Genomic DNA, 9985 nt, shown 5'->3' with positions numbered 1-9985 from the left:
CCGTCTCTGTGGTCGACCCCGCCCCTTTGTCATTCCCGTGCTGGATCACCGAGCCCGCACGCACGCGACGTAACCAGCGTGGTCTCCCGGCGAGCCAGCACGGGAAGGACGGTGCGGGGACCGCCGGCCGGCGTCATGCCGGCTGCAGCTCCCTCATCGACCGACGGATCAGATCGTGCTGCTTGCGCACGAGCACCAGCGGGTCGACCTCGCCGAGCTCGGCAAAGGCGTGACCCTCCCACTCGCTCGACCAGTACCCGCGGTAGCCGCCCTCGACGAAGACGCGCACCAGCTCGGGGTAGTCGATCGCCGGCTCCTGGCCGGTCTCGTCGATGTCGTAGAACTTGGCGTGCACGTGCTTGATCTGCGGCATGATGTCGCCCCACTCACGCGGGTCGATGTGGCCGTGCATGTTGAACGCCAGGTGCGCGAACGAGCCCAGCCGGCCCGGATCGAAGTCGCGGCTCTTCAGGTAGCCGATGAACTCCTGCTGCCGCTCCTGCATGGAAGCATCCGTCGCCCAGATCTCCTGCATCCTGGCGAGCGCTTCCTCATCGAGCCCCGCCCGCTGAACGGCGCGAAGCAGCGTCGGCGACATGGCGTGCATCGTCGCGGAGAAGTCGGCGACGAATCCGAGCAGCGGCGAGTCGAGCTCGGCGTACGTGTCGCGCACCTTCAGGATCGCCTCGGTGTTCGGTCCCATCGGGGCGTGGATCTCATAGGCGAGCGTGAGGTCGAGCTTCTCGGCGACCGGCAGCAGGCGGCGGAGCAGATCGGGCTTGGCCGACTGGATGCGCACGAGCGGGAAGCCGAGCTTCTTCGCCCCCTGGAACATCAGCTCGCTGAACTCGAACTCCTCATCCGGGGTCATGTCGCGGTCGCGGCGCCTGCCCATGTCGAGGTTCGCGCCGAACGAGCTCTCGTCGAACCCGTGCTTGTCGAACGCGGCGCGCCAGGTGCGCACGAACTCGTCCGACACCACCGGGTAGGTCGGCACCATCTGGGATGCCACGATCTCAATCCCCGGTCCGATGCCGAGTTCGGCGACCCGGTCGAGCAGTCCGTCGAAGTCGTACCAGCCGGCACGGAACTCCGCACTCGCGGAGTACAGAGTCAGACCGAGCTTGAACGGGTCGCCGTCCGTCGCCGGCGGCACCGGCGCGATGTCCGAGACGAGCGCCGGGGGCGCGGCATCCCGATCCGTCGCGGTCAAGGTCAGCGTCTGGCGGACGACGTTCGGCACGTACATGCCCGGCCCGCCGTCCTGTCCCGGCGCGATCTGCATGTAGGGCAGCCGCAGCTGACCGAAGATCTCGACCTCGTGGCTCTCGCCGAGGGTGACGGGGATGTCGCGCTTCACGATCAGCAGCGGGTGCTCCTGCAGGTACCAGAGCACGTCGCTCTGATCCGGCAGGTCGTCAAGGACGTAGCGCGCTCCCGCCAGCTCGAATGCGAGATCGGCGGCATCCGCGGGCTCGCCGTCGATGGACACCTGCAGTGTGCCGACCGACGACAGCCAGAGGCTGCGGTACCAGGGGATCGTCAGCGAGAGCGCGAGGCCCTCCGGGTGGACGCGCAGGCTGTCGTCGGCGATGAGTCCGTTGGGCATGGTGTCGCTTCTTTCGTCGGTGGAGATCGGATGCCGCGGCTCAGAGCGCGTCGGCGACCTGGCGCATCAGCGAGTGATGACGGCGGACCTGCTCGATCGAGCGCCAGGGCTCGCGCTCGCCCTCGTACTCGCTGGAGAGATATCCCGTGTAGCCGGCATCCCTGATCGCCCGCAGCACCGGTTCCCACGGGATCTGCTGGTCTTCGAGGTTCTCGTCGATGTCGTGGAACTTCGCCTGGACGAACACGACGTGCTCGGCGACATCCGCGAAGTCGGCCGGGTCGACCGCGATGCCGTCCATGAACGCCGGGCGGCGGCCGGGGAGCTCACCGGGCTTGAGCGGGATCGGCCGGTCCTGGAAGATGCCCGTGTCGATCAGCAGCCCGAAGTGCTTGGTTCCGGTGCGCCGGATGAACTCGATGTACTCGTCGACGACCTCGTGCTTGATCGGCGTCGGCGCGTGGATCTCGGGGCAGATGATGACGTCGAGCTCTTCGGCGAGCGGAAGGCTCTGCTCGACGACCTCGGTCCAGATCGGATGCGGGATCAGGTCGCTCGACACGACGCCGATCTTGGGGCGCACGAACCGGAAGCCCAGCCGCTTGGCGAGCCGAAGGTCGCGCTGCAGCGCGGCGGCGCCCTCCTCGACGGTCATGTCGCGACCGTTGTCGCCGCTGGAGTGCAGCCGGGTGTCGATCCAGGAGCCGTAGTTCGTGGGCTCGAGCCCGTAGGTGTCGAGCAGCCGGAACCAGTCGTCCACCCACTCCTCCGACGGATCCGGGTAGTTCGGGATGTGTCCCTCGCCGAGGATCTCGACGCCCGTCGCACCGAGGTCGGCGATGCCGGCGAGCGCGGTTTCGAGGTCGAGCACCGTGCCGTAGTCGCCCATGAAGCTGTAGAGCGAGACTCCGTACTTGAAGGGTGCGCCGTCGCCCTCGGGCGAGAGCGTCACGTGCTTGGTGACCTTGTACGTCGACGGCTGGTGCTCGACCGGGATGTACGACATCCGCAGTCGCAGCTCTATCGACACCTCGTGTACCCCGTCGGGCAATCCGCCCTCGAACGGGACCGTGACGATCGCGGCCTCTTCGAGGGGCCAGCGGACGCCGTCGCTCTCCCACAGCTCCACGAGCGTGTAGGTCGCGCCCAGGAAGGTCCACAGCGGAACGTCTGCCGCGACGTCGACGAGGTCGCCGACGCGGACGGCGATGCCGTCGATGAGGGATGCCGTCATCCCGCGGTACGACGGCATCCGCACGCGAAGCTGAAAGCCCGTGATCTGATCGCCCTCTCGGACATTGCGGAAGCCGACGGACTGGATGAGGTCTCGCTCGAGAAGCATCGATGCTCTCTCTCTGGATCGGGATGCCGCGCCCTCCGGCGTGCATCGCCAGACTAACAGCTTTAGGTGTGTTTCATACATAAGTATGATCAATGTGCGCATAACCATTCGACCGTGCGGTCATCGTCGCCAACGATGGCTCCTACCGTCCTCATAGACCGCGCGGATACACTGGGCGAGGCATCCCGACCGCGAAGGAACACACCGACGTGTCCGATCAACCGCTGCTCTCCCGGCTCGACCTGAACCTGCTCGTCGCCCTCGATGCGCTGCTCACTGAGCAGAGCGTCACGCGCGCGGCGGAGCGACTGCACCTGAGTCAGCCTGCGCTGAGCGCGTCACTCGCGCGGCTGCGCACGCACTTCAACGACCCGATCCTCGCGCGGCGCGGTAACACCTACGAGCTCACGCCCCTCGCCTTTCGGCTGATCGAGCACACCACGACGGCGCTCGAGGCCGCGCGCCGGGTGTTCGAGAGTCAGGCGACGTGGAATCCGCTGGATTCGACGCGCGAATTCTCGGTGTATGGATCCGACTACGGCTTCGCGACGATCGGCACTGCGGTGTCGAGAATCGCCGCCGAGCGCGCTCCGGGCGTGCGATTCCGGTTCATGCTGCACAACCCATCGATCGTCGACGAAGTCTCGACGCGGCTGCGCGCCGTCGACGGCATGCTGATCCCCCACGGCTACCTGACCGATCTGCCGTATGTCGATCTCTGGCGTGATGGCTGGGTGATCGTCGCATCGGAGTCGAACGAGGCCATCGGCGACGAGATCACCATGGAGCATCTCGGTGCCATGCCCTGGGTCTTCACGTTCCAGTCGCGCACCGCGTTCACCTCGGCCGCACGGCAGCTGCAGCAGCTCGGCATCGAGCCCAGGGTCGAAGTCGTCGTGGAGAGCTTCCTCTCACTCCCGCACTTCATCAGCGGCACGAACCGGCTCGGTCTGCTGCAGGCGGGCCTCGCGCCGCTCGCGGCACAGCAGGTGCCCGGCATCCGGATCCTGTCGGCCCCCTTCGACGCCACCCCGATCGTCAACGCGCTGTGGTGGCATCCGGTCCACAATCGCGACCCCGAGCACGCCTGGATGCGCGGGCTGTTCGCGGAGGCGGCGCGAATCGTGGACACCCAGCTGCATCCCGCAGGAAGCGTCACCGTATGACACCCGCCGACGACTCGCTGACGGGCCGTACGGTGATCGTCACCGGCGCGGCGGCCGGTCAAGGTGCCGCCGAGGCGCTGCTGCTCCACAGGCTCCGCGCTCGTGTCATCGCCACCGATCTCGCGGACACGCCGCCTGGGGCGTTCGCGGGGACCGGCATCCGATATCGGCGGCTCGACGTGGCTTCGGAGGATGACTGGATCGCCCTCGCCGATGACCTCCGTGACGGCGAGCCCGTCAAGGGTCTCGTGAACAACGCGGGCATCACCCATCGCGCGCGTCTCGGCACCCTCACGCGCGAGGACTGGGACCGGGTGCTCGCGGTGAATCTCACCGGCGCCATGCTCGGCATCCAGGCGATCGCACCTCTCATGGCGGAAGGCTCGTCGATCGTCAACGTCGGTTCGAGCGCCGCGCTGACCGGGCACTACCCGGCCGCTTACACCGTGAGCAAGTGGGGACTCCGGGGCCTCACCCACGTCGCGGCGACGGAGTTCGGGCCGCGCGGCATCCGGGTGAACATCATCCATCCCGGCTTCATCGAGACGCCGATGACCGCATCCGCGCCCGACGCGATGCGCGCGGCGCAGCTCGAGCTCACGCCGCTCGAGCGCGTCGGGCAGTCCGACGAGGTGGCCGGGATCGCCGCATTCCTGCTGTCGGATGCCGCGGCCTACATCTCAGGCGCCGAGATTCCGGTGGACGGCGGATTCACCTCGTCGGGCGGCGCGAAGGTCATGGCCGATCGCATCGCCGCGATGGCCCCACCCTCGTGAGTGACGCCATGTCTGGGCTGCCCACCGTGCTCGCGATCGGCGAGACGATGGGCCTGCTGACCCCCGATCCGCTCGTGGCGCTCGAACGCGCGTCGACGCTGCGGCTCGACATCGGCGGCGCGGAATCGAACGTCGCCAGCCACCTCGCGCACCTCGGTGTTCCCTCGGGCTGGGCGAGTGCTGTCGGCGATGACCCGATCGGCCGGCGTGTGCGAGCGACGCTCGGTGAGCGAGGTGTCGACACCCGCTGGGTCGTGGTCGACCCGTCCGCGCCGACGGGCGTCTACTTCAAGGATCCCGGCCCAGACGGTACCCGAGTCGTCTATTACCGGGCGGGCTCGGCTGCTTCACAGCTCGGCCCTGCGTTCGCCGACACGCTGCCGCTCGCGGAGGTGCCGTGCGTCCACCTGACGGGCATCACGGGCGCCCTCTCGGATTCGTGCCGTGCACTGGTCGCCGCGATCATCGGCCGGCGAGAGGCCGCCGGGTTGCCGGTGTCGTACGACGTGAATCACCGACCGAGCCTCTGGCCGAGTCGGGACGAAGCCGCGCGCCGGCTCCGAGCAGAAGCATCGCGGTGCGACATCGTGTTCGTCGGCCTCGATGAGGCACATGCGCTGTGGGGAACGGAGTCGGCGGACGATGTGCGCGACCTTCTCCGCGAGCCTGCCGTGCTGGTCGTGAAGGACGGCGAACGGGCGGCATACGCGTTCGATTCGTCCGGTCGCTTCGTCGAACCGACCTCGGCCATCGAGGTCGTCGAACCGGTCGGCGCGGGGGATGCGTTCGCGGCGGGCTATCTCGCGGGTGTGCTCGCCGGCGGATCGACGGAAGATGCCCTGCGCACGGGACACGACCGGGCCCGAGCGGTGCTGATGTCGCTCGGGGATTTCTGAACCTCACCGTTACAGACAGGGAGAGTGGGATGCCTTCATCCGATGAGTGGTTCGACGAGGCGTTCGCGGACGAGCGAATACTGGTGATCGCGCGCGGCCTCGGAGTCGAGCGGAGCCTGCAGATGGCCGAGCAGTCCTGGGACCTCGGTGTGACGATGCTCGAACTGCCGATCCAGTCTGCCACCGATGTGGAAGCGCTGGCGAACGTCGCCGCAGCGGGTCGTGAGCGCGGCCTCGTCGTGGGTGCGGGCACGATACTGACGCCCGACCAGGTACTGGTCGCGCGCGATGCCGGAGCTGTGTACACGGTCAGCCCCGGCGCCGATGAAGCGGTCATCCGCGCCAGCCTCGACGCGGGGCTGCCGACTCTTCCCGGGGTCGCCACGGCGAGCGACATCCAGCGATGCAGGGGCTTCGGACTGCACTGGTTGAAGGCGTTTCCTGCGTCGGTGCTCGGGCCGGAGTGGATCTCTGCGATGAACGGCCCCTTCCCCGAGGTGCGGTTCGTCGCCACGGGCGGGGTGTCGGCCGCCAACGCCAGGTCCTTCGTCGACGCCGGAGTTCGGGTCGTCGGGCTCGGATCGAGCTTGGCCGACCCCGCGCAGCTCGAAGAGATCAAGCGGGCGATCTCGCCGACCACCGGTCCTTGAGCTTGTCGAAGGGCCCTGAGCCTGTCGAAGGGCCCTGAGCCTGTCGAAGGGCCCTGAGCCTGTCGAGGGGCCCGGTGCGGACCGCCCGACGCTTCGACAAGCCCAGCCACCGGCCGGGGCTCAGAGACCGGCGGGCTCAGCCGAGCAGTTGCGCGAGCCGCGGTGAATCGGGCGCGAGCCGCTGTGCCACGGTGATCGCGGAGCGTATGGCGCTCTCGTGCGAATCCGCATCGTCGGTGTACAGGCCGGCCAGCCACAGCCCGTGCTGCCCCTGCATATCCTTCAGCCGGCGCTGCGCGTCGAAGTAGTCGGTGTCGATCTTGCCGTGCTCGTAGGTCGTCACGGCGTAGAGAGGCTCGGGGAGCGCCTGATCGAACGTGACCCAGCTCTTGAAGACCGGCAGCCCGCGCGCCGGGCTCCAGATCGAGAGCGAGCTGTGCGCCCCGTCCCAACGGGCGTTGACGACCGACCATGCGGCGTTGCTGCGGGGCATCAGCCGGCGATCGCCGTGGATCGCGATCGTCGTGTCGAAGTACCGGAAGCGGCGCAGCTCGGCAGCCCTCGCCTCGAGTTCCGGGACGGACTCGATCAGGTCAGCCGCCTGCCGCGCGTTGGTCGCGATGAGGACGTGATCGAACGTATGGCGCGTCCCGTTCGCATCGTCGACGGCGTAGCCGTCGATTTCGCGGGTGACACGACGGATGCCGGCATCGATCCGGATCCTCGTGGTGCCGAGCCCGCGCACCAGGGCGTCGATGTAGACCTTCAGTCCGCCGGTGATCTCGCTCTGCGAGGGCGGCGAGAGTCCTGCCGGCATGTTCGCCCCGAGGTAGAACAGCGCGTTGTACGCGGCGAACCCACGGAACTCAGAGAGCTCGACGCACCAGAACGACAGCAGCAGCGGGTACAGGAAGTCGTCGACGAACCGCTTCGGCAGGTGCTGCGCCTGAATGTACTCGCCGATGGTCAGCGTCATCTCGTGCCGTTCCAGGAAGGCAGGCACCCCGGACAGGAAGGATCGCAGCCTCAGCATGTGGCATATCGCGGTCGGCGTGAGCGATGCCCACACGGGGCACCCGTTGCGGAACGGCGGCAGGACGACCGGATGCTGGTACCGCTCGTGGAAGACGGTCAGCGTCGCGGGATAGGCCGTGCGGGCCACCTCGAGGATGTCGAGCAGCCGGTTGAATCGCGCGTACGACTCGCCGGCGCCGAAGAACTGGAACCCGGCATCCACATGAATTCGCTGGCCGCGCGCGTCGATCTCGATCGTGTGCGCGTGACCGCCGAGGCGGTCGTCTTTCTCGAACAGCGTGACCTCGTGCTGTTCGCTCAGCAGCCAGGCGCTCGTAAGACCCGCCGCACCGCCGCCGATGATCCCGACTCTCACCCGGATTCCACCTCCCGCTGCCCGGCCGGCGCCCTGGGCCGAATCTAGCGGCAACCCGTCGCCGCCGCTGTGTCGGTGGTCGGCGCGACACTGGAAGAACGAACGGAAGGAACGCGAAGATGAGCAACGAACTGATCCCGGTCGATCCCCCGGAGCTGTTCCACAGTCCTGCGTTCGCACAGGGGATGATCATCCCCGCCGGACCCACCCTGTACGTCGGCGGCCAGGACGGTGTCGACACGGATGGCGAATTGCTCGAAGGCCTCGCGGCCCAGACCGAGCAGGCGCTGCGCAACCTGCTCGCCGTTCTCGCATCAGCCGGCACCTCCCCCGAATACGTGGCGAAGCTGACGATCTTCCTCGCCACGGGAGTCGACCCCACCGAGGCATACGCGGCAACGGGTGCGGTGTGGGGCAACCGCCGCACTGCCGTCTCGGTGCTGTCCGTCACTCCGGCGCGACCGGGCGCCCTCGTCGAGATCGAGGCCGTCGCGGGATTCCCGGCGCGCGACGCCTGATACCCGGCAAGTGACCGCATCTCACGGGCTGAAGGCGTCAAGGAATCGATCGCGGAACCGGTCCATCCGCCACACCGGCGCGTCCGGGGCCGGGAGCACACCCGTCCCCCATCCCCATGAAGCGATCTCGTCGAACACCGCGGGATCCTTCGAGATGATCGAGATGGGCACGTCGTGGTCGGCGTCGGGTCCGCTGACGATTCTCGCCGGCTGGTGGTCTCCGAGCACGATGAGCACGAGATCCGGCTGGTCGTACGTATGGAGGAACGAGAACATCGCACCCAGCGTGTACTGCACCGACTGCCCGTAGACCTCCTGGACGCGCTCCGGGTCGGGCCACACGTCGACCGGGGCCAGCCCCTGCGCGGGCTGCGCGTCGAAGACCGAGCCGTCGCCGATCTCCGGCCACGGGACGAGTGACGGAACCGGAGTCCAGGGCGTGTGCGACGACACGAAATCGATCTCGGCCATGACCGGGGCATGCGGGTCGGAGAGCTCTTCATCGTAGAAGTGCTGCCACGTGTACTGGTCGGGGACGCGGGCGTAGCTGAACGCCGGACCCCGGTAGCCCATGTTGAGGGAATTGACCATGGCGTCGTAGCCGTAGAAGTGCTTCCCCTCGACCCACGGCTCGCTGTTCGACGGCACCACCGAGACGGTGCGCCATCCGGCGTCTTTGAACGCGCGAGTGAGGGTCAAGCGGTCACGGGCGAAGAGCCGGTTGTAGTTCTGCTGCGACGCGATCCAGACCCCGCTCTGCAGCGTGGAATGCGCCAGCCAGCTCACGCCACCGAACGTGGGCGACGTGAGGAAGGCGCTCTGGGCCGAGTACCCGTCCTCGGCGAGCTGCGCACCACCCTGTCGAAGGGTCCGATCGACGCCCGCCGAGAACGCGGACTCCTGGACTGCGACCCTGCCGTAGCTCTCGATGAAGGCGATGACGACATCCTTGCCCTTGAGCGCGCTCAGCAACCCGTCGGTCGGGCCGTCGCCGAACCGATCGGTCTGCACGGCACGCTCGAAGTCGCGCTGCTCCTGCAGGCTCACGACCGTCTGCGACGTGGTGGCGGCAAGCGTCGCCGTCGCATCTGCCGCGGCGAACGGCACACCGGGCAGCAGCTGCACCCCGACGAGTGCGCACACGATCCACGTCGCGGTGATGACGGTCGCCGCGATGCGACCGGTGCGCCCAGACCTCACCGTCACGCGCTCTGCCCGGAGCGCCGCGCGTGCGAGCGCGATCGCCGCCGCGACCAGCAGCGCAACGATCAGAGCGACGATCAGGATGGCGTTGCCTGTGCCGGTGGCGTCGCCGACGACCCCGAACGCGCTCACGAGCGCGGGACCGTCCTCGGCAAGGCTGAAGGCACGGTCGACGGTCGCCTCGAACCCCAGATCGAGCGCCGCGACGACGGTGGCCACGACCACGACGACTCCGAACGCACCCGCGACGGCCCAGCGGATCCAGCCCGCGGGGATCGCGATCAGGATCAGCACGACGGCGATCGACTCCGCCGGAAGACTCATCAGCGCCGCGGGTGTGCCGAGGGCGAGTGCGCCCGCGATGAGCGGCGCGACGACCAGTGCGGCGAACGCACCGACCGTGGCCACGCTCGATCCGCGCCCGCGGTTTCGCTC

General features: G+C 68.2%; 9 protein-coding genes. 5 read left to right on the top strand and 4 right to left on the bottom strand.

Annotated elements, in window-relative coordinates; translation table 11 throughout:
• Nucleotides 1-133: 133 nt before the first annotated feature.
• Entirely contained in the window at nucleotides 134-1609 is a 1476-nt protein-coding gene (locus ABD188_RS06715; RefSeq protein WP_344059767.1) for a C-glycoside deglycosidase beta subunit domain-containing protein, read from the bottom strand.
• A gap of 40 nt (nucleotides 1610-1649) precedes the next feature.
• Complete coding sequence (locus ABD188_RS06710) at nucleotides 1650-2951, bottom strand: C-glycoside deglycosidase beta subunit domain-containing protein (protein WP_344059765.1); 1302 nt, start codon at nucleotides 2949-2951, stop codon at nucleotides 1650-1652.
• A 209-nt stretch (nucleotides 2952-3160) separates the two neighbouring features.
• On the opposite strand from ABD188_RS06710, the gene ABD188_RS06705 reads away from it, so the two are divergent.
• From ABD188_RS06705 to ABD188_RS06690, 4 genes are read left to right on the top strand one after another with little or no spacing between them, the layout of a single operon-like run.
• Nucleotides 3161-4117, top strand: coding sequence for a LysR family transcriptional regulator (locus tag ABD188_RS06705; protein WP_344059763.1), 957 nt, complete (start codon nucleotides 3161-3163; stop codon nucleotides 4115-4117).
• Entirely contained in the window at nucleotides 4114-4893 is a 780-nt protein-coding gene (locus ABD188_RS06700) for an SDR family NAD(P)-dependent oxidoreductase (RefSeq protein ID WP_344059761.1), read from the top strand. The genes ABD188_RS06705 and ABD188_RS06700 overlap by 4 nt, the downstream gene beginning before the upstream one ends.
• An 8-nt stretch (nucleotides 4894-4901) precedes the next feature.
• Complete coding sequence (locus tag ABD188_RS06695; RefSeq protein ID WP_344059759.1) at nucleotides 4902-5789, top strand: sugar kinase; 888 nt, start codon at nucleotides 4902-4904, stop codon at nucleotides 5787-5789.
• 29 nt (nucleotides 5790-5818) lie between these two features.
• Nucleotides 5819-6439 (top strand): bifunctional 4-hydroxy-2-oxoglutarate aldolase/2-dehydro-3-deoxy-phosphogluconate aldolase, encoded by a 621-nt coding sequence (locus ABD188_RS06690; RefSeq protein WP_344059757.1) that lies wholly within the window; start codon nucleotides 5819-5821, stop codon nucleotides 6437-6439.
• Nucleotides 6440-6575: 136 nt separating this feature from the next.
• On the opposite strand, the gene ABD188_RS06685 is transcribed toward ABD188_RS06690, so the two are convergent.
• Nucleotides 6576-7829 carry an FAD-dependent oxidoreductase gene (locus ABD188_RS06685; protein ID WP_344059755.1) on the bottom strand — a complete coding sequence of 418 codons (1254 nt, stop codon included), beginning with the start codon at nucleotides 7827-7829 and terminating at the stop codon, nucleotides 6576-6578.
• Between the two features lie 119 nt (nucleotides 7830-7948).
• Here ABD188_RS06685 and ABD188_RS06680 point away from each other — a divergent pair, with 119 nt between their 5' ends.
• Nucleotides 7949-8347: a RidA family protein gene (locus ABD188_RS06680; RefSeq protein ID WP_344059753.1), complete on the top strand. Its 399-nt coding sequence runs from the start codon at nucleotides 7949-7951 to the stop codon at nucleotides 8345-8347.
• Between the two features lie 21 nt (nucleotides 8348-8368).
• On the opposite strand, the gene ABD188_RS06675 is transcribed toward ABD188_RS06680, so the two are convergent.
• Complete coding sequence (locus tag ABD188_RS06675) at nucleotides 8369-9958, bottom strand: alkaline phosphatase family protein (RefSeq protein ID WP_344059751.1); 1590 nt, start codon at nucleotides 9956-9958, stop codon at nucleotides 8369-8371.
• Between the last annotated feature and the right edge of the window lie 27 nt (nucleotides 9959-9985).

It is taken from the genome of Microbacterium pumilum, assembly GCF_039530225.1.
Lineage (GTDB): Bacteria > Actinomycetota > Actinomycetes > Actinomycetales > Microbacteriaceae > Microbacterium > Microbacterium pumilum.
This window is presented reverse-complemented; position numbering and strand designations above follow the sequence as displayed.

Excerpts from the sequence above, each read along its gene's own strand:
- ABD188_RS06695 (WP_344059759.1), top strand. The coding sequence starts at position 4,902 with ATGTCTGGGCTGCCCACCGTGCTCGCGATCGGCGAGACGATGGGCCTG.
- ABD188_RS06710 (WP_344059765.1), bottom strand. The coding sequence starts at position 2,951 with ATGCTTCTCGAGCGAGACCTCATCCAGTCCGTCGGCTTCCGCAATGTC.
- ABD188_RS06690 (WP_344059757.1), top strand. The coding sequence starts at position 5,819 with ATGCCTTCATCCGATGAGTGGTTCGACGAGGCGTTCGCGGACGAGCGA.
- ABD188_RS06715 (WP_344059767.1), bottom strand. The coding sequence starts at position 1,609 with ATGCCCAACGGACTCATCGCCGACGACAGCCTGCGCGTCCACCCGGAG.
- ABD188_RS06700 (WP_344059761.1), top strand. The coding sequence starts at position 4,114 with ATGACACCCGCCGACGACTCGCTGACGGGCCGTACGGTGATCGTCACC.
- ABD188_RS06680 (WP_344059753.1), top strand. The coding sequence starts at position 7,949 with ATGAGCAACGAACTGATCCCGGTCGATCCCCCGGAGCTGTTCCACAGT.